General features: G+C 69.0%; 15 protein-coding genes. 9 read left to right on the plus strand and 6 right to left on the minus strand.

The features are described 5' to 3' along the window. Positions 1 to 209 precede the first annotated feature (209 nt). Positions 210 to 1337: an N-acetylglucosamine-6-phosphate deacetylase gene (nagA, locus tag ABVF28_RS07275; protein ID WP_371029998.1), complete on the minus strand. Its 1128-nt coding sequence runs from the start codon at positions 1335 to 1337 to the stop codon at positions 210 to 212. Between the two features lie 250 nt (positions 1338 to 1587). On the opposite strand from nagA, the gene ABVF28_RS07280 reads away from it, so the two are divergent. The 4 genes from ABVF28_RS07280 (at position 1588) to ABVF28_RS07295 (ending at position 7926) form a co-directional block, all read left to right on the plus strand. Further along, entirely contained in the window at positions 1588 to 2217 is a 630-nt protein-coding gene (locus tag ABVF28_RS07280) for a TetR/AcrR family transcriptional regulator (protein ID WP_371029999.1), read from the plus strand. A 206-nt stretch (positions 2218 to 2423) separates the two neighbouring features. Further along, positions 2424 to 4721 carry a S8 family serine peptidase gene (locus tag ABVF28_RS07285; RefSeq protein ID WP_371030000.1) on the plus strand — a complete coding sequence of 766 codons (2298 nt, stop codon included), beginning with the start codon at positions 2424 to 2426 and terminating at the stop codon, positions 4719 to 4721. Between the two features lie 38 nt (positions 4722 to 4759). Beyond that, positions 4760 to 7051: a S8 family serine peptidase gene (locus ABVF28_RS07290; RefSeq protein WP_371030001.1), complete on the plus strand. Its 2292-nt coding sequence runs from the start codon at positions 4760 to 4762 to the stop codon at positions 7049 to 7051. Further along, entirely contained in the window at positions 7048 to 7926 is an 879-nt protein-coding gene (locus ABVF28_RS07295) for an oxygenase MpaB family protein (RefSeq protein ID WP_371030002.1), read from the plus strand. Before ABVF28_RS07290 ends, ABVF28_RS07295 begins: the two co-directional genes overlap by 4 nt. On the opposite strand, the gene ABVF28_RS07300 is transcribed toward ABVF28_RS07295, so the two are convergent. The 3 genes from ABVF28_RS07300 to ABVF28_RS07310 all read right to left on the minus strand — a co-directional run bounded on the left by ABVF28_RS07300 (position 7916) and on the right by ABVF28_RS07310 (position 11360). After that, positions 7916 to 8620 (minus strand): response regulator transcription factor, encoded by a 705-nt coding sequence (locus ABVF28_RS07300; RefSeq protein WP_179557059.1) that lies wholly within the window; start codon positions 8618 to 8620, stop codon positions 7916 to 7918. The genes ABVF28_RS07295 and ABVF28_RS07300 overlap by 11 nt on opposite strands. Positions 8621 to 8649: 29 nt before the next feature. Further along, positions 8650 to 10131 carry a sensor histidine kinase gene (locus ABVF28_RS07305; RefSeq protein WP_371030003.1) on the minus strand — a complete coding sequence of 494 codons (1482 nt, stop codon included), beginning with the start codon at positions 10129 to 10131 and terminating at the stop codon, positions 8650 to 8652. Positions 10132 to 10463: 332 nt separating this feature from the next. Continuing rightward, positions 10464 to 11360 carry a MurR/RpiR family transcriptional regulator gene (locus ABVF28_RS07310; protein WP_179555670.1) on the minus strand — a complete coding sequence of 299 codons (897 nt, stop codon included), beginning with the start codon at positions 11358 to 11360 and terminating at the stop codon, positions 10464 to 10466. Between the two features lie 171 nt (positions 11361 to 11531). Between ABVF28_RS07310 and ABVF28_RS07315 the strand changes: the two genes are divergently transcribed. From ABVF28_RS07315 to ABVF28_RS07325, 3 genes are read left to right on the plus strand one after another with little or no spacing between them, the layout of a single operon-like run. Continuing rightward, positions 11532 to 12932: an MFS transporter gene (locus ABVF28_RS07315; RefSeq protein WP_371030004.1), complete on the plus strand. Its 1401-nt coding sequence runs from the start codon at positions 11532 to 11534 to the stop codon at positions 12930 to 12932. Beyond that, positions 12929 to 13447 (plus strand): hypothetical protein, encoded by a 519-nt coding sequence (locus ABVF28_RS07320; RefSeq protein WP_371030005.1) that lies wholly within the window; start codon positions 12929 to 12931, stop codon positions 13445 to 13447. Before ABVF28_RS07315 ends, ABVF28_RS07320 begins: the two co-directional genes overlap by 4 nt. Continuing rightward, on the plus strand, positions 13444 to 14652 hold the full coding sequence (locus ABVF28_RS07325; RefSeq protein WP_371030006.1) for an amidohydrolase family protein: 1209 nt from the start codon (positions 13444 to 13446) through the stop codon (positions 14650 to 14652). The genes ABVF28_RS07320 and ABVF28_RS07325 overlap by 4 nt, the downstream gene beginning before the upstream one ends. 180 nt (positions 14653 to 14832) lie before the next feature. On the opposite strand, the gene pdxY is transcribed toward ABVF28_RS07325, so the two are convergent. Then, positions 14833 to 15684: a pyridoxal kinase PdxY gene (pdxY, locus tag ABVF28_RS07330; protein WP_104313092.1), complete on the minus strand. Its 852-nt coding sequence runs from the start codon at positions 15682 to 15684 to the stop codon at positions 14833 to 14835. A gap of 198 nt (positions 15685 to 15882) precedes the next feature. Here pdxY and ABVF28_RS07335 point away from each other — a divergent pair, with 198 nt between their 5' ends. Continuing rightward, on the plus strand, positions 15883 to 17490 hold the full coding sequence (locus ABVF28_RS07335; protein WP_371030007.1) for a serine hydrolase domain-containing protein: 1608 nt from the start codon (positions 15883 to 15885) through the stop codon (positions 17488 to 17490). Positions 17491 to 17577: 87 nt separating this feature from the next. On the opposite strand, the gene ABVF28_RS07340 is transcribed toward ABVF28_RS07335, so the two are convergent. After that, a complete protein-coding gene (locus ABVF28_RS07340; protein ID WP_371030008.1) occupies positions 17578 to 18360 on the minus strand; it encodes an HNH endonuclease family protein in 783 nt (260 codons plus the stop codon). A gap of 181 nt (positions 18361 to 18541) precedes the next feature. Here ABVF28_RS07340 and ABVF28_RS07345 point away from each other — a divergent pair, with 181 nt between their 5' ends. Then, positions 18542 to 19186, plus strand: a complete 645-nt coding sequence (locus ABVF28_RS07345; RefSeq protein WP_371030009.1) for a hypothetical protein — start codon at positions 18542 to 18544, stop codon at positions 19184 to 19186. The last annotated feature ends 30 nt before the right edge of the window (positions 19187 to 19216 follow it).

Genomic DNA, 19216 nt, shown 5'->3' on the forward strand with positions numbered 1-19216 from the left:
AGCTCTCGCGTCGCTGATGGTTTCCGCGCCCGAGTTTGATGGGTTCCGGCGACGCTGATGGGTTTTCCGGATGCGCGTGATGGGTTTCGGTGACTGGTGATGGGTAAGAACCCATCAGGGTTAGCAAAAGCCAACACGGTCCAACGGCTGAGGCGGTTCGACGCCGGGAGTGGAAGCGGCCTCAGCGGGCTGCGGCCGAGCGGTGGCGCTCAGCGCACCCACTCGCCGCGCCGCATGACGCGCTGCACGCCAAGCGACGCATCCAGGACGACGAGGTCGGCAGAGTTCCCGGCGACCAGCGCACCGACTCTCTCGAGCCCGAGGGTCGCGGCGGGTGTCGCAGTCGCGGCGCGCACGACGTCGACGAGCGGCAGACCGGCGACGCCGACGGCGTACTGCACGGCCTGGGCCATGGTGAGCGTCGACCCGGCGATGGCGCCGCCCTCCGTGAGGCGGGCGACGCCGCCCCGCACCTCGACATCGAGCGAGCCGAGCACGTAGTCGCCATCGTGCATGCACGCCGCCGACATGGCATCGGTGACGAGCATGAACTGGTGCGGCTTCGCGACCGCGGCGAGGCGGAGGGCCGCGGGATGCAGGTGCGTGCCATCGGCGATGAGCTCGATCACCGCGTCAGGGTGCTCGAGGAGCGCCGCGACCGGGCCGGGTTCGCGGTGGTGCAGCGTCCGCATCGCGTTGAACAGGTGCGTGCCGACCGTAGCGCCCTGGTCGAGTGCGTCACGGGCGACGTCGTACGTCGCATCCGTGTGTCCGATCGCTGCGACCACCCCGGCCTCGGTGAGCGTCCGGATGGCGTCGAGGCCACCTGGCAGCTCAGGCGCGAGCGTGACCATCCGCACGTGACCGCGCCCGGCCTTCAGGAGAGTGGCGATGTCCTCGCCGTTCGGTGCGATGAGATGCTGCTGTGCGTGGGCGCCCGGGTGCAGGGGGCTGAGCCACGGCCCCTCGAGGTGGATGCCCGCGAGCGTCCCCTCCTCGACGAGCGTCGCCAGGCCCGAGATCGAATCGCACATCGCCGGGACCGCGTCCGTGACGAGGCTCGCGACGAGCGAGGTCGTGCCGTGCTCGAGGTGCGTGCGGGCCGCCGTCGCGGCGGAATCTCGATCGCCGCCATCGAACGAAGCGCCGCCGCCGCCGTGCACGTGCACGTCCACGAAGCCGGGCGCGATCGTCGCGTCCCCGAGGTCGACGACGTCGCCCCGGTCGGCCGGGGGCCGCCCCGCGGCAACGCTGAGCAGGGAGTCGCCGTCGATCTTCACCCAGCCGGGCGAGAGGTGACGTTCCTGCGTGATGACGTTCGCGGCGCTGATGATCATTCTGCGGGCTCCGCTTCTCGAGATGACTCACTGGTCTGTACCAGTTGTACTTTTGTCCGTGAGCTCAGTGGTGTCAAGTCGGAAGTGGAGGTGGCGGGTCGGGGGCCGGTGCTTCGATTACGCTCGTCGGGCGTCCCGGACTCGTCGGCCGATGCGGCGGCGTATCCCCGGACCTCGACCCGGGTAAAACTTTGGACGAAGTCCAAACTTGACCAGAGTCCAAACTTCTCACTACTCTCGGAAGCACACCATGAATGCACCCAACTCGCCTTCTGGTGGCCTCCGTGCCCGGAAGAAGCGAGAGACCGAGAATGCCATTGAGAACGCCGCCGTCGATCTGGCCCTTGAAGTGGGCTTCGACGCGACGACGGTCGAAGCGATCTGTGAGCGCGCCGGTATCTCACGGTCGACGTTCTTCAACTACTTCCCCAGTCGCGAGACAGCCATCACCGGGCGAATGGTGCAGCTGCTCCGCGGTGACGACGCCGACCGCATCCTCGACGAGCATGCGTCGGACCTCGCGCACGGCATGCTCGCCCTGGTCCTCGCCTCCATCGGGCACGCCCACATCAACAGCGATGTGGCACGCAAGCGCGCCCAGCTCAACGCAGAGCAGCCAGACACCATCACTCGTTCGACCGGGGCGCTCCTCGCAATCGGCTCGCAACTCGTGGAAGTCGGCGTCGGCTGGCTTGTCCGTCGCCCCGAGCATGCGCGCCTGCCTGGCGACCCCGGGCGGGAAGCCATCATCGCCGCTGGTCTCTGCCACGCCGCCTTCAGCTCCATCATGGTCGATGCAACCTCGAACCTCGGCGACCTCGAAGTCAGCGACGACGACATCACGCGCGCGTTCGATGCCGTTCGCGTCGTCCTCGACTGACCTTCTCCTGCTGACTTCGCCACCGCACTCCTAACTCCAGGTTCAGTCGCGCGTTCTGCGCGGCCCGAACGCGCTGCTCCCTGCTACCCCTGCTTCCCCCTGCTTCCCCCTGCTCTCCACTCCACTCGCTCCACCTGCTCCACCTGCTCCACCGGTTCCTGCTCCAGCCCCGCTCCTGTTTCAGTACCTACCCCTGAGGTGTTCTGGTGAAACTCGTTCGTACCCTTTCCCGCATCACGGTGGCCGCCCTCGCCGCCGGCTTCGTCGTCAGCTTCGGTGTCGGAGTCGCTTCCGCGGCGCCATCGCCCGAGGACAGTGACAGGCTCTCCGGCCGACTCGCCGCCCTTGCCGACGTCGATGTCTCATCCGACCCGGCAGTCGCCGAAGAACAGCTCAAGTCGACGACGACCGAGCAGCTCGCCCTGCCCGACTCCGGCCCGGCGAGCATGCGCGTGACCGGCGACAGCGTCGCCGTCACCGTGTACTACTCGACGCCGCCCGTCGCGGCCGACATCGATGCGCTCGCAGCGCTGGGAACCGTTGACTCCGTGGCCGCGAAGTACCTTGTGATCGGCGCCACGATCCCGACGAGCAACCTCGAGGCTGTCGCCGCACTCGAGCACGTGCAGTCGGTGCAGGAGACGCTAACCCCCGGCTCGAGTGGGACGGCGTGGGATGGAGCCCTCGCGCCGACCGTGACAGAAGCCGATACGGCGACAGACGCACCATCCGATGCGTCGTCTGACGCCGACTCTTGCCGCGCAGTGCCCGCGAACCTTGCCGAGCCGCTCAACGTGCCCCTCGCTCGCGAGCTCTCTGGGCTCGACGGCGAGGGAGTCCGCATCGGGATCATCTCCGACTCGTTTGATCACGCAGCCGAGCTGCTCCCGAGCACACCGGCTGAGGACGTCGCTGCTGGCATGCTCCCAGGCGCTGGTAATCCGTGTGGGTACGAGCAGCCCGTTGAGGTCCTCATGGAGAGCACGGCTCCAGCGAGCGACGAGGGTCGCGGCATGGCGCAACTGGTGCATTCCATTGCCCCGGGCGCCACGCTGCTGTTCGCCTCGGGCTGGGACGGCCAGGCCGGATTCGCGGAGGCCGTTGAACGTCTGACCGCAGGCGGCGCCGACATCATCGTCGACGACGTCAGCTACTACGACGAACCGATCTTCCAGGACGGGGTTCCCTCCAACGCAGTGAACGACGCGGTCGCGCTTGGCATCCCCTTCTTCAGCTCGGCTGGCAACACCACCAGCATCGGCACGCAGGGTGAAAGTGCGGGGCGGGTGATCTCCTCGTGGGAGGCCCCCGAGTACCGGCCCACGGCTTGCCCGGCGTCGGTGACCGATCTGCTGCCCGAGTCTGGCGCCGCGAGCGTCGACTGCATGGACTTCGACCCAAGTGCCGGCCAGGACCCGACGAACACGCTGACATACCCGGACCTCGAGAGTCGCGGTTTCACCGCCATCACAATGCTGCAGTGGGCTGAGCCGGTGGGCGCTGCAACCAACGAACTCACCGTCTTCGTCCTCGACGGCTCCGGAACGGTCGTCGGGGCAAGCCTCGCCGGCAACGCGGGCTCCCCGATCCAGATCGCAGGTTTCCAGCCGAGCGCTGGTGACTACGACTACGTGATCGTCCGTGACACGAGCGACGGGGTCCCCGCGGTGAACCCGCGCGTGAAGATGATCTTCATGGGCGGCTACCTCCAAGCCGCGGAATACTCGAAGAGCACCGGAGGTGACGTCGTCGGCCCGGCCATCTTCGGGCACAACGGCACGCCGGCCGTCGTGAGCGTCGCGGCCGCGAACGCTGCCACGCCCACGGAGCTCGAACGCTTCAGCTCGACGGGGCCGACCACGCTCTACTTCGAGCCCTTCCCCAGCACGAACGCGCTGCCGGAGCCCATCTCGGGCGCCCCCACCCTGACCTCGCTTGATGGCGGATGGACGAACTTCTTTGGGAACCCCGTCGCGGGTCAGCCAGGGGTCTACTCGTTCACGGGCACCTCCGCGGCTGCTCCGGCCGCGGCCGCTGTGACCGGGCTCGGTCTGCAGCTCGCGCCTGGTGCGACGCCGCAGGAGCTGCGGGATGCGCTCACGGACACGGCCGTCCCGATCGACAGCATCGTCGAGTCGGTCTCTGTCGCCGACTCAGGCGGTGCCGGACTCGTGGATGCACTCGGTTTCCTCGCGGCTCTGCCCTCGCCGACGCCGACGCCGACGCCGACGCCAACCCCGACGGTCGAGCCGACCCCAACCTCGACGGTCGCTCCGACCACGGCGCCGACGGTTGTGCCAGTGAGCCCAACGGGAGTCCCCGTGCCCGGCGTCGAGACACTGACACCGGTTCCCGCGACCTCAACGCCCGCCCCCTCGGCAAGCGACAAGCTCGCATCCACTGGCACGGACGCCCCTGTCGGACTTGCTGTGCTCGCCGCTGTGCTCGTCAGTGCGGCCGGCATCACGATCCTGACGCTCCGCCGACGGACAGGCGAGCGATGACCCGCAACGGTGCAGTACCGACCCCCGAAGGTGTTCACGTGAAAATCGTTCGAAATCTCTCCCGCGTCACAGTCGCCGCGCTGACAGTCGGCCTTGTCGTCGGCGGCTTCGGGGTCGGGGCTGCGACCGCGGCTCCCGCATCCGACAGCAGCGAGAAGTTGTCTGGGCGACTGACCGCGCTCGCGGCAGTCGACGTCTCCTCCGACCCGGCTGTGGCCGAGCAGCAGCTCGCAACGGCGTCGCCCGCCGAGCTCGCGCTGCCAGACTCCGGCCCCGCGAGCCTGCAGTTCGACGGCGGCAGCGTGGCGGTCACCGTCTACTACTCGACGCCCCCGCTTGCCGCGGACATCGACGCGCTCGCAGCACTCGGCACCGTCGACTCCGTCGCCGCCAAGTACCTCGTCGTCGGAGCGACCGTTCCGGTTGGCAACCTCGAGGCGGTTGCCGCCCTCGGCAACGTGCAATCCGTCCAGGAGACGCTCACGCCCACGTCCAGCGGGTCTGCTGGGCAGACTCCGCTGACGGCGACGGATACCGAAGCGGATGCACCTGCTCAGCCCAGCACGGGCGTCGCGGACGACTCCTGCCGAGCCGTCCCCGCCAACCTCACGGAGCCGCTCAACGTGCCCCTCGCTCGCGAGCTCTACGGGGTCGACGGGGAGGGCGTCCGCATCGGCATCATCTCCGACTCGTTCGACCTCTCACCCGAACCCCTGCCATCGACACCTGCGGACGACATCGCGGCGGGGCTCCTCCCCGGCCCAGGAAACCCCTGTGGGGACACGCAGCCCGTTGAGGTGCTGCTGGAGAGCCCCACCCCGTCGACAGACGAGGGCCGTGCCATGGCGCAACTCGTCTACTCGATCGCGCCAGGCGCGACACTGCTGTTCGCGTCCGGATCTGGCGGACAGGCTGGCTTCGCGAACGCCGTCGAAACGCTCTCAGATGCGGGCGCCGACATCATCGTCGATGACCTCGGCTACTACGACGAGCCGATCTTCCAGGACGGGGTCGCATCGAACGCGATGAACGACGCCGTCGCGCTTGGTATCCCGTTTTTCACGGCGGCTGGCAATGACACCGTCATCGGCGGCCGGGGCGAGAGCGAGGGGCGCGTGATCTCGTCGTGGGAGACCCCCGAGTACCGGCCTACCGCCTGTCCTGGCGAGATCGCAGCGATCCTCCCTCAGATCGACGTCACGAGTGCTGACTGCATGGACTTCAATCCCGGCGCCGGTGTCGACGCGACCAACACGCTGACCTACCCCGACCTCGCGCGCCACGACCGGGCTGCGTTCCTCATGCTGCAGTGGGCCGAGCCTCTGGGCGCCGCGACCAACAGCATGATGGTTGCCGTGACCGACTCCTCCGGGGAGCTCGTCGGCGGCAGCCCGGCCGCATCAGCTGGCTCACCAGTGCAGATCGCCGCATTCCAGCCCACCGGTGGCGACTACAACTACATCATCATTCGCGACACCAGCGATGGTGTACCCGCGCTGAACCCTCGCGTGAAGACGATCTTCAACGGCGGCTACCTGCAGGCCGCCGAGTACTCGGAGAGCGTCGGGGGCGACATCGTCGGACCCTCGATCTTCGGGCACGCCGGCACGCCGAGCGGGCTCAGCATCGTGGCCGCCGACGCGGCGACGCCGACCGAGCTCGAGGAGTTCAGCGGCACGGGACCGATGACGCTGTACTTCGAGCCGTTCCCGAGCACAAACCCGCTCCCGGAACCCATTTCGGGCGCACCCACCGTGACCTCGCTGGATGGCGGCTGGACGAACTTCTTCGGACAGGAAGTCGAAGGACAGGGCGGCATCTACTCGTTCACGGGAACCTCAGCGGCTGCACCATCGGCTGCGGCCGTCGCCGCGCTCGGGATGCAGCTCAGCCCCGGGCTTACGCCCCAGAACGTGCGGGATGCGCTGACGGAGACCGCCATCCCGATCGACAGCATCGTCGAGTCCGTCTCGGTGGCCGACTCGGCGGGAGCCGGTCTCGTGGATGCGGTCGGGTTCCTCGCGGCACTGCCGGGGGTCGCGCCGACGCCCACTCCGACACCGACCACCGAGCCGACCCCGACGGTTGCCCCGGCGCCCACCCCGACGGCGGTGCCCGTCACGCCGACCGGCGCCCCGATTCCTGGCGTAGAGACGCTGCCGCCGATGGCGCCGACCCCGATCCCTGCCGCAAGCGGCGACCAGCTCGCGTCCACCGGGGCGGACGGATCGATCTGGCTGGGCCTCCTCACGGGAATGCTTGTGCTGGCCGCCGGCCTCGCCGCTCTTGTCGCCGCCACCGCCAACCGAAAGGATGCTGAAGGAAAATGACGAACCAGACGGCTCAACCGCCCGCCTCCGGCCAGCACCAGCGTGAAGACGATGGCTATTTCGGGCCACAAAGCGTCACCTGGCGCCTATTCGCCGACCCGAGTCTCTCTCTTGGGGGTATCGCGGCCATTCTGCTGCAAGCGCTCAACCCAGACATGATGCGGCTCTTCACGAAGGTGAGCGACTTCTACGGCGACGCCGAGGGTCGCTCCGAGCGGACCGGGCGCTACCTCGACACGATCACCTACGGGGACCGGGCCCACGCGGATGCGGCCGCCCGGTCTGTCCGGCGGATGCACGCGCACGCGCGGTGGGTCGACCCGGAGACCGGTCGCGAATGGCAAGCCGACACGGAGAGCTGGCAGGACTGGACGCACAACACGCTGGTGTGGTCCATCGTGCGGGCCGCGGAGCTCTACGGCCCGACGCTGACGGGCGACGAACGGGACCGCTTCGTCCGGGAGCAGCACGTCGCCGCCACGCTGCTCGGCATGGACGCGCTCAGGCTGCCATCGACCTGGTCGGAGCTCGACGCGGAGATCGAACGGCAGGCAGAGCACATGGCGTTGACGATGGCCGCAAACGAGCTGGCGAGGAACCTGCGCAAGCCCAGCTTGAAGGGCAATCCGGCGGCCGTTCTGATCGGCGTCTCCATCCAAGACGGGATTCTCGCGATTCTGCCCGAGTGGGCACGTCAGCTGTACGGGATCGAGGGGCGTCCCATGAGCTTGCGCGCCGCAACCCGGACCACGCGCCGCCTCCTCGCTGTGTCGCGGCGGCAGGGACGAGGTGACAGGGCCGTTGCCGCGATTGTGCAGCGCGTAGAGCAGCACCCGTACAGGAAGGTGCGCAAGCGAAAGCCGGCTACCCCGTGACGAGGCGGTGCTCGTAGGCGAACACGACGATCTGCGCGCGACTCGACAGCTCCAGCTTCGCGAGCACGTTGCGCACGTGCGTCTTCACGGTCGCCTCGCTCACGAACGCGGCTGCCGCGATCTCGCTGTTGCGCAGCCCCTTCGCCGCGAGGAGGAAGATCTCGCGCTCGCGGGGTGAGAGGGCAGCGATCGCCAGGTCCGGGCGCGGGGCGATCTCGGCGGGCTCCGCGGCCGGGGCGGCGCCGCGGGCGATACGCCCGACCGGCATGGTCGGGGCGTCGCCAGCGTGCACGGCGCGGATCGTGTCGAGCAGCATCTCGGGCGTCGCATCCTTCGTCACGTAGGCGCTCGCGCCGTTGTGCATGGCCTGCAGCACCGCTTCATCCTGCCGGAACGTGGTCAGCATCACGATGCGCGGGCGCGGCCCGGTCTCATCGGCGTACGGCGCGGCCTCCAGGATGCGCCTTGTCGCGGCGATGCCGTTCAGGCCGGGCATGCGGATGTCCATGAGCACCACGTCCGGGCGCCCGGCGACGACCAGCCCGACGGCTTCCTCGCCATCCGCCGCGGTGCCGATCAGCTCGAGGTCCGGCTGCGACTCCACGAGCATCCGCATGCCGTAGACGAACAGCTCCTGGTCGTCGACGAGGGCGATGCGGATGCGCGGGGCCGGGTCCGGCTGCGCCGTCGCGATTGCAATGGGCTGGGTGTCGGTGTCGTCGATCACGGCTTCTCCTCATCGGATGCGGTCTCAACCGTGGCCGCCGCGGCACCTGGCTCGTCCTCGGTCGTAGTGACCTTCGGCACGATGTCCTGCGTCGGGATGAACGCCGTCACCACGAACGTCTGATGGCCGCTGGTTTGGTTCACGGAAGGCTCTGCCCCGGCGGTCAGCCAACCGCCCGCGAGGCGAGCCCGCTCGCGCATCCCGGCCACGCCGAGGCCAGAACGTTCCGTGGGCTCGGCCTTGAAGTCGTCGTCGCCCACTCCCATGCTGACGATGTTGAGAGACAGCCCCGCCCCGCGCCAGTCGAGCGAGACGGTCGCCGACGCTTCGGAACCGGCGTGCTTCATCGAGTTCGTGAGGCTCTCCTGCACGATGCGGAACACGCTCAGCTCCTGCACCTGCGAGAGGCGCTTCCGTTCTCCGAGGTTGCGCAGTTCAACGTTCAACCCGGTCTCTGCTGCCTGCTCGACAAGCGCGTCCAGCTCGTCCAGCTTCGGCTGCGGCGCGGACCCCTCGCCGCCGATGCCTTCCAGCAGCCCCTGCAACTCGAGCAGGGTGCTGCGGGCGTTGTCGGCGATCTTCTGCAGATCGTCGGCGGGCTCCCCGCGCGACTCTCGCAGCAGCCGCGAGCCGTCGGCCATCGAGATCGTCACGGTCAGCGAGTGGGCGAGCACGTCGTGGACCTCGCGGGCGATGCGGGACCGCTCCTGGAGGACGAGCACCTCCGCGGAGGACGCCGAGAGCTCGCCGGCGAGGGCGGCGCGCATGGCCTGGTCACGGCTGCGCTTGATGGCGTACTGGATGGCGACGCCGAGAACCCAGGCCGCCGCGGCCGCGAGCGCGAAGATGAACGCCAGCTGCGCGGCCGTCTGGAGCATGAGCTCGGACATGGGGCCGCCGACGCTCACGAACTCCATGCTGCCCTGGTCGTTGTACACGACCTGGACGACGTTGTTCCCCTCCGTCGGTCCGTCCCAACCCTCTTGGTAGACGAGCTCACCGCTCGGGGTGTAGTGGTTGACACCGGAGAGGTACCCCATCGTGCCACCGCCGAGCGGCCCAGACCAGAGGAGCCACTGGCCCGCATACACGAACAGGAACGCGATCCCGATGCCGTGCACGACGCAGGCTCCCAGCGCGATCCAGCGGGTCAGACCCACGGTGCTCAGCGCGACGAAGAACACCACGATGGGCATGCCCAAGTGGATGGGCCAGCCCGTGGAGTCCGCCATCGGGATCGCCCAGATCAGCTGCAGGAGCGGGACGAGGAGCCCGATGCCGATCGCTAGCCGTGGGAACCGCCGCGAGATGCCGATGGCGACGCCGTAGATCAGTGGCGCGGCGTAGAAGGGCAGGTAGCTGCCCCACCGGCCGACTTCGGCAAAGCACCACATCGTGAGGAAGAGTGCCCCAGCCGCGGGTTCGAGGAGCCACCGCAGCGCGGTGGCAGCGGTGAGGTGATCACGCAGTCGGAGCATGCTCACCAAGCTAGGGGTGATTCCGAACCAGGATGGTCGCGAGCGCGCATCCGGTCCTCGCTTTCATCCGAAGGGGTGAGCGGGCGGGCGAGCCACTCCCGACCCGCTGGCTGATGCACCGCATCCGCGTTCGTGATGTGCATTTCGGGACGTTCGCGGCCAGGCTGGTGAGGCCAGCGTCGGCACCGGCGCTCCCTCCAACTCGAAGGTCGAGACCTCCCGATGACCGACAACCGCGCAGCGTTCGAGCACTGGGACGTGCTCCAGCCCGTGGCCGCAGCAAGCGTGCACGACCACCCCATGTTCTGAGCGGCCAGGAAGCTCGGCCTGGGCTACTGCGCCGAGCGCGGGTCGATGAGGATGTCGAGCTCGTTCCACAGGCGCTCGGCCGCGTCGATCCGCACCTTCGTGGCCTCCGGGTCGAGCTGGGCGAGCGTCGCGACGAGCCCCTGCTGCACGGCCATCGGCACGGTGAGCGACGGGAAGAACGACGTGCCCTCCGCCGGGATCATGATGAGGTCATCCACTGCACCCTCGAGCTGAGGCGGCAGGTAGTCGGTGAGGGCCACGACCGTCGCGCCCTGCCGGTGCGCGGCGTTGGCGGCCGCGACGATCGTGCGGTAATGCCGCCAGTAGCTGCAGACGATGAGCAGATCGCCGTCGCCCATCTGGGCGACGCTGTTCGAGAGGGCACTGTCGCGGTCGAGGAGCGCGTGCACGTGGTAGCCGGCGATCTGCAGGTTGTGTACGAGCGCCTGCCCGACCGCGGCGAAGCTGCCCATCGCGGTCACGTGCACCCGCTTCGCTGACTGCACGGCCGCCGCGACGCGGGCGATGGCCACGTCGTCGACGTCGCGCATCGTCGCGGCGAGCAGCTCGGAGTCGTTGCGGAGCGCGTTCTGGAACGGGGTGTCGGTGAGGCCGTGGATCTCGGCGATATCGACCATGGAGAGCTGCGCGAGGTAACGGGTGCGGAGCGCCTGCTGCAGGTCGGGCCACCCCTTGAAGCCGAGCTGCTGCGCGAGGCGCGTGGTCGTGGATGCGCTCACCTGGGCGGACGCGGAGATCTCCGACGCCTGCGCGTAGCTGGCCGCGTTGATGTTCGTCACGAGGTAGTTCGCGAGCTTCTGGCTGGTGGGGCCGAGATTCCGGGCCGCGAGCATCCCGCGCAGCCAGGCGTCGGGAGAGAGTCGCGTCTCGTCTGCGGTGGGCGGCTCGGCGGCGGACATGCCCTCATTTCAGCACGGATCCGGCCCGGGGTGCGTGGGGCGGGGCTGAGGCGGCGGTTCTTCTGCAAGAGATTTCGCGTGGGTTACATTTCTGCAATCTGTATTGCATGATGGGGAGTGCTGGATCAAGCTTTCTCGAACACCGACGTTCCCGATCCCCAGGAGACTCCGTTGTCACTCACCGCACGGCTCGATCGCCTGCCGATCAGCAGACCCCACTACGCGCTCCTGCTCATCGGCGGGCTCGGCTACACCTTCGACGGCATGGACGGCGCGATCGTCGCCTTCCTCATGCCGAGCGTCCGCGACGTGTTCGGCTTGGAGGCCGCACAGCTCGGCCTCGTCGGCTCGGCCGCACCGTTCGGATTCCTCTTCGGCGCGCTCCTCGCGGGCTACCTCGGCGACAAGATCGGCCGCAAGAAGGTGATGATGTGGTCGCTGGTGCTCTACGCGGTCGCCTCCCTCGTCGCGGCACTCTCGTGGAACTTCGAGGTCTTCCTCTTCATGCGCATCCTCGCCGGCATGGGCGCCGGTGCCGAGAGCGCCATCATCGCGCCCTTCCTGTCGGAGTTCGTGCCCAAGCATCGCCGCGGCTGGTTCGTCGGCACCCTCGCCGGGTTCTTCTCGTTCGGCTTCGTCGCCGCAGCCCTCATCGGCCGCTTCGTCGTCCCCGCGTCCGACGAGGGCTGGCGCTGGGCGCAGGTGCTCACCCTCCTCCCCATCGTTATGCTGCTGTGGTGGCGCCGCTCGCTCCCCGAGTCGCCGCGCTACCTCGCGAGCGTCGGCAGGCACGCGGAAGCCGAGGCCGTCGTGGCGAGCTTCGAGGACCGGGTGCGAGCATCCACCGGCAACGACCTCCCGGCCGTCGACCCGAACGCGCCCGAAGAGGAAGCGCCCGTCAAGTTCGGCTTCATCAAGGCCGTGAAGTTCCTCTGGGGCCGCACGATGTGGCGCATCACGGCGACCACCTGGCTCATCTGGTTCGTCATCACGTTCTCGTACTACGGCTTCTTCACCTGGATCCCGACGCTGCTCGTCGACCGCGGCATCGACGTCACCACCAGCTTCACGTACTCGCTCTACATCTACCTCGCGCAGATCCCCGGCTACTTCAGCGCCGCCTACCTCAACGAGAAGCTCGACCGGAAGTTCACGATCGCGCTCTACCTGATCGGCTCCGCCGGGGCCGCGCTGTGGATGAGCCAGGCCAACGACCCGATCATGGTCACCGTCGCCGGCACCGTGCTCTCGTTCTTCCTCAACGGCACCTACGCCGGCGTCTACGCCTACACACCCGAGGTCTTCCCGACCTGGCTGCGCGCCACGGGCGTCGGCATGAGCTCCTCGTTCGGCCGCATCGGCTCGATCACCGCGCCGATCATCATCGGCACCTTCGCCGCCCAGTGGGGCTTCGTGGGCGTCTTCGGCATGACGACGACCGTGCTGGTCATCGGCGTCGCGTGCACGCTGCTCTTCGCGGTGCGCACGGCCGGGCACTCGCTCGAGGACATCACCAACAGCGGCAAGGGCGCCATCACCAAGACCGAAGACAAGGAAGGCACCAACGCATGACCCCCAACGGCGAACGAGTGCGAAGCGGACAGCAGGGCCAGAGCCGGCAGGGCGGTGAGACGGCACTGGACGCGGTCGACTGGGCGAGCATCCACCACACCATCGAAGAGGAGGTCGGGGTCGTGCTCTTCACGGTGCTGCGCTTCACCCAGGGCGGTGAGGTGATGGAACGCATCTACAGCTCGCACGCCGACGAGTACCCCGTCGGCGGGACCAAGCAGGTCGCCACGCAGGTCTCACCCGACTGGGTCGCCGCCTGCCGCGACTCCGGTGAGCCGTTCCTCGGCGCGACCCCGGCCGACCTCGACCGGATCTTCGACGACGCCAGCACCATCAAGGCGCTCGGCTGCGGGTCGATCCTCAACGTGCCCATCCCCGGGCCAGACGGGGCGCCGCTCGCGACCGTCAACATGTGCGCGCCAGAGGGCACCTACACCCCGACGGCGCAGGAGCGCGCCGTCCAGATCATCGACACCGGCGTGGAGAGCGCCAAGCAGCAGGGAGCATCCGCATGACCGCAGACCTCAACATCCGCAACGCCACCTGGCTCGACGTCGACGCGGGCGAGTACCGCACGGGCGACCTCTCGATCCGAGGTGGTCGCTTCGAGCAGGTCGGCGGCGAGGTCCCCGCCGCCGACGGGGCCGAGGAACTGGATGCATCCGGTCGCTACCTCCTGCCCGGCCTCATCGACTGCCACGTGCACGTCACCGCGCACACGGCCGACCTGGCCTCCATCGGCGAGGAGTCGCCGAACTACGTGGCGCTGCAGGCCGCGAAGCTCATGGGCGACATGCTCAGCCGGGGCTTCACGACCGTGCGCGACGTGGCCGGCGCCGACTTCGGCCTGCACGACGCGCAGGTCGACGGGCTCGTGCGCGGCCCGCGCCTCTTCTTCGGCGGCAAGGCGCTCTCGCAGACCGGCGGGCACGGCGACCCCCGCTCGCGTGGACGCGACAGCCACGACGGCGAGTACACCTGCTCGCACATCGGCCGGGTCGTCGACGGCATCTCCGCCGTCCGCCACGCGGCCCGCGACGAGATCCGCCGCGGCGCCCACCACATCAAGATCCTGGCGGGCGGGGGAGTCGCCTCACCCACCGACCGCGTCGACTCCACGCAGTTCTCCGTCGAGGAGATCGAGGCCGTCGTCGAGGAGGCGACCGCCGCGAACCGCTACGTCACGGCGCACGCGTACACGGCTCGCGCCATCAACCGCGCCCTGCGGGCAGGCGTGCGGGGCATCGAGCACGGCAACCTGCTCGACGACGAGTCGATCGAGCTGTTCCTCGAGCACGACGCGTTCCTCACCATGAACCTCGTCACCTACTGGGCGCTCATGGAGGAGGGACGCGAGCACGGGCTGCCGCAGGACAACTGGGAGAAGGTCTCCGACGTGCTCGAGGGGGGCAAGGTCGCGCTCGAGAAAGCCCACAAGGGTGGCGTGAACCTCTGCTACGGCAGCGACCTGCTCGGCGGCATGCAGCGCCACCAGGCCCGCGAGTTCGAGGTGCGCGCCGAGTTCATGCCGGTGCTCGACATCGTCCGCAGCGCCACGACGACCGCCGCTCGCCTGCTGCAGCGCGAAGGGGAGCTCGGCGTGATCGCACCCGGCGCGCACGCCGACCTGATCGCCGCATCCGCCAACCCGCTCGACGACGTCAGCGTGCTCGCCGAGTCGCGCCTCGACTGGGTCATGCAGGGCGGGGTGCTCGTGTAGGGGAGCGGGTGCGGTGCGGTCGCGTGCCCGCGATCAACGCCCCTGCTCCGGCCAGCCCTCGACAGGGTTGTGGCGAAGTGCTGTCTGGGCGTGATCGGACAGCATTTCGCCACAACCTTTGCCACGGCGGCGCAATGGCTACGCGGCGAAGTGGCTACGCAGCGCTACGCAGCGCAGCCGCTAGCGGATCTGGCGCACCTGGAACTGCATGCGCGGGTTCGCGAACGCATCCTGAGCCGCGACGATCTGCAGCTCGCGCTCACCCGAGTCGAGCGTGATCTGCAGCAGGTCGAAGACGCTCGAGACCGTCGCGGCGAGCGCCTCGGACGCCGAGCCTGACGTGCGGTAGTGCGCCGTGAAGAGCGCCGAGGTGACGTCGCCCGATCCGTTCGCCTTGAACGGGAGGTACGGGGTCTGCACGATCCAGGCGCCCGTGTCATCGACCGCCATCATCTCGATGGTGCCTTCCGGGCGGTCTGGGCGCTCGACGCTCGTGACGAGCACCGTGCGCGGGCCGAGCTCGCGTGCCAGGTCGACCGATTCGAGGGTCTCGTCGATCGTCGAGGGTGTCGTGCGCGTGAGGAAGCCGAGCTCGAACTGGTTCGGCGTGAGGATGTCGGCGACCGGCACGACCCGCTCGCGGATGAGCTCGGGGATGGCGGGGGCGACGAAGCAGCCAGACTTGGCGTTGCCCATGACGGGGTCGCACGTGTACGTCGCAGCGGGGTTGAGCTCCTTGGTGCGCTTCACCGCGTCGACGACGACGTCGACGATCTCCTCGCCGCCCAGGTAGCCGGAGAGCACCGCATCCACCTGCGCGAGCGCGCCGCGCTCCTCGACCCCGAGGATCACGTCGCGCACGTCCGACGCGGGGAGGAGCGGGCCGCGCCAAGCGCCGTAGCCCGTGTGGTTCGAGAACACGACGGTCGAGACCGGCCACACCTCGTGCCCGAGACGCTGCAGCGGGAACACCGCAGCCGAATTGCCCACGTGCCCGTAGGCGACCGACGACTGGATCGACAGGATCTTCATCCTTCGATCTTCCCACGCCGAACCCCGGCTTGCCGCCGGACGACGCCGTGCGACGGATGCGCGTTTCGTGCGCCATCTCCGGCGGGCGGCGGAGGCATCTCCCGCTCACGGTGGAGGCCGGTGTCGGTGGTCGCTCGTAGCGTTGGAGGGAACAGCGAAAGACCGCAGCGAGCGCAGATCGAGAGCAAGGGGAAGCGCATGACACACGAACGCCAGCAGCAGAACCCGGCGGGGGCGCAGTCGCAGTCGCAGCCGCTGCCTCCGACTTCTCCCGCGATGGGCGCGGCGACCGGCGCGCCCGCCCCGGGCGGTGACGGGACTCCCCGGGGCCCGGCCAAGCGCATCCTTCTCATCGCCGCCCTTGTCGCGGGGGTCGTCGCGGTTGTGCTCGGAATGCTCGTGGGGCCGCAGCGCCAGGCGCTCGGCACGCAGACCTCGGGTGATGAGGCCCTCGCGGCGCGGGTCGTGGATGCGGTGGGCGGCCATGGCGGCTTCCGGTCGGTGGTCGTCGCCGAGGTCACGCCGGAGGGCACCACGTGGGCGGGTGTCGGCAAGACAGGAGAGGGTCGCGACGGCCCGGCTCCCACGGACGAGACGCTCTACGAGCTCGGCTCGGTCACGAAGACCTTCACGGCGTCGCTGTTCGCGGACGCCATCGACCGCGGCGAAGTGACCGCGGAGGACCCGCTCTCGGCGCACATCCCGGAGCTCGAGGGGACCCCGGCCGGCGAGGTGACGCTCGCGAGCCTCGCGCAGCACAGCTCGGGCCTCCCCCGCCTGGGGCCGACCTTCGCCGTCGAGTCGCTCGCGGCGTCGCTCTCCGGCGGCAACCCGTACGGGCCGCAGACGACCGAGGTCATGATCCAGGATGCGGCGGCCGCGCCCGTCGACCCAGCGCAGGGTCCCGTCTACTCGAACCTCGGCGTCGCGCTGCTCGGCACGGCGCTCACGAACGCGGCGGGCGCCGACAGTTACCCGGCGCTCCTCGAGCAGTGGGTGCTCGGGCCCGTCGGCATGGAGTCGACGAGCATCGCGACGACCGAGGCCGAAGTTCCTGCGGACACGACGCCCGGATTCCTGACGAACGGCATCCCGACCGACGACTGGTGGGGCGAGGGGTACGCGCCCACCGGCAGCTCGACGACCACCACCGTCGCCGACCTCGCCGCGTGGGCGTCCGCGAACCTCGACGGCACGGCACCCGGCGTCGCATCACTCGAACCGACGGCGCAGTTCGCCGAAGGCAGCGAGATCGGCTGGATCTGGCAGACGACGCAGGTCACCAACCCGACGGCGACGTCGAACCCGAGTCTCACCTGGCACAGCGGTGGAACCGGTGGATTCGCGTCCGTCGTCATGCTCGACCGCGAGGCCGACAGGGCGGTCGTGGTGCTCGGCAACACGCAGCAGATCGTCGACCCCATCGCTGTCTCGCTCCTGACCGAGGCGGAGGTGCCCGACCTCGGCGCCCAGGGGTCGCTGCTCCTGTGGGTGACGTTTGGGTTCGCGCTCATTGCGTCCGGTCTCGCGCTGCTCTTCGCGTTCCGCTCGAAGGCCGCCCTGCCCATTGTGAACTGGCTGCTGCTCGCGGCATCCGGCCTCGTGAGCCTCTGGTTCGCCGGACCCTGGGCAGCCGTCGGCGGCTGGGCTTTCGGGTTGGCCCTCGCTCCCGCGCTCGCGGCGGTTGTGGTCGGCGTGCTGCGCTCCCCGGCGCTCCGGTTCCAGCCCAAGAGGTGGGCGTGGCTCAGCTGGGTCGGCCTCGCCATCGTGCTCGTGATCCTCGTGGCCACCCTGCTGGTCGTGTGACGTCGGGCCGGGCGGTCGCCATCCGTTGCGAGGGACGGTGACCGTCCGGCGCCGCGACGGCTACCGCCCGCGCCCCGAAAGGCCCGGTTACGCGCAGCCCTCGAGCACGTCGCGCATCGCGTCGTGCTCGGCCTGCGTGACCCAGAGGTTGTAGGTGGCCTTCACCACGATCTGCCGGGCCACGTAGGTGCAGTGGTACGACTCCTGCGGGGGCAGCCAGTTCGCCGCATCCTGGCTCTTCTTGTCGTCATTCACCCAGCCGGCCGTCGCCTGCAGGTTCATGGGGTCGTTCGACAGCTCGACCCGCTCCACGAACGACAGCTCCTTCGCGCCCGTCCGCCACGCGTTCGCGAGCGCCACCACATGGTCGATCTGCACGAGCGGACTCGTGTCGGGGCCGCGCTCGAAGTCGATCTCGTCACCCGAGTACGGGTCGACGAAGACGCCCGTGTCGACGCGGCAGCCGTCGCGGTTCAGGTCGACGTCGGTCATGGATACGGCCAGGGCGTCGTTGCGTGCATCGCACCCGTTGCCGTCCGGGTCCTGCCAGCCCTCGCCGAACGATCCCTCGCGGTCGAACTCCTCCCACTCATCGCGCGGTGCGACGTCGAGCTTGCCGAGCACGTCGAGCGCATCGGCGGCGAACGACGTCGACCCGTCGCCGTCAGCGGAAGCCGCCTCCACCTCGTCGGTCAGCGCCACCAGCTGGCTGGCCTCGGGCGACGAGGCGCCGTCGGGTGTCGTGGACTGCGTGCCCACGGGCGTGCATCCGACCAGCAGGGTCGCGGCACCGGCGAGCGCGGTCGCCGCGAGACCGCGGCGTCGCGATCGGCTGGTGGAAGCGGCGTGAGCGGAAGAGGAGGAATGCACGAGGAACCTTCTGGAGTGGGGTGGCCGCACCAGACTGCCACAGAGAATGCCCGGCGAGGACGAGCAGATAGCGGAGACGGTCGGCCGACGCATGACACATGTCACGGGTTCTCGTGACGCCGCGTCACTGGCGTCACCTCGCGAGGTCCGGTGAGCTTGGAGTATGTCCTCAGCACCAGTAATGAAGGGTCCAGATACTCCCGTACCTCTCTGGCGGCGACCATTTCACCTCATCCGCACGAACCTGCGGGCCTACCTGCTCGTGAACGTCTTCGCCTACGGGCTCTTCATCGTCGGGTTCATCGTCGGTCTGATGTTCCCGGCGCTCAACGCGGCGCGATCCGTCGCGCTCGAAGACGACGGCACTGCGGAACTCGTTCAGGGGTTGGTCGCAACGCCACCGCTGTTTGCGCTCGCGATCCTGGCGGTGAACGTCGGCAAGCTCAGCTTGGCGACGATCGTGCTGCCGTCGCTGGTCGTGCCCTTCGCCGGGTTCGCCTTCTTCGGGTACTGGGCGGTCGAAACCGGCATCACGCTAGCGCCCACGACGCCGACCGCCTGGGTGCAGTTCATCCCTCACTCGCTCACCGTCGTCATCGAACTGCAGGCGTATGTTCTGCTCCTGCTCGGCACATGGCTCCTCGGCCGACATTGGGTGTCGCCGGCAACGGTCGGCGCCACGACCCGAGGTCGCGCATACCTCCGCGGCCTCGGACGCGTCGGCATCCTGGCACTGGCCGCATTCGTTCTTCTCGTCGTGGGAGCGCTCTGGGAGGCCTACTCCCTGCGGTACTTCCTGTACCCACTCACCGAGTTGCTCCTCTGACCCGCTTCGGAGGGGCTCGTCGGATGCGCG

This window comes from Pseudoclavibacter sp. JSM 162008, from assembly GCF_041366455.1.
Lineage (GTDB): Bacteria > Actinomycetota > Actinomycetes > Actinomycetales > Microbacteriaceae > Pseudoclavibacter.